Origin of the sequence: Mesorhizobium sp. M8A.F.Ca.ET.165.01.1.1 (genome assembly GCF_004792065.1) — a bacterium.
Taxonomy (GTDB): Bacteria; Pseudomonadota; Alphaproteobacteria; order Rhizobiales; family Rhizobiaceae; genus Mesorhizobium.
On the sequence record NZ_SRTH01000287.1, the window covers coordinates 1 to 278 of the forward strand.

The window sequence follows — 278 nt, forward strand, 5'->3', positions numbered from 1 at the left end:
GTCGTGCCCAAGGGTCCCAAGGCGCATGCCGCGGGCACTTTCGGCGACGGTATCGGCGTGACCTCGGCCAGCACCAAGAAGGAAGCGGCCTACCTGTTCTGCCAATGGGCGGTGTCGCCGGCAATGGGCGCGCGCCTGCTGCAGGCCGGCGCCGGCGTGCCGTTCCGCAAATCGGTGCTCGAGGATCCCAAGGTGCGCGAGGGCGTCACCATGCCGCCGAGCTGGCTGGATGCCGTGGTCGGCTCCGGCAACATCAGCCGGCTGGCGCTGCCGGTCAT

1 pseudogene is annotated in these 278 nt (G+C 70.1%); it reads left to right on the forward strand.

Annotated features, from left to right (window positions below):
- Positions 1-278: pseudogene (locus tag EN808_RS36125) on the forward strand (sugar ABC transporter substrate-binding protein); the annotation flags it as partial.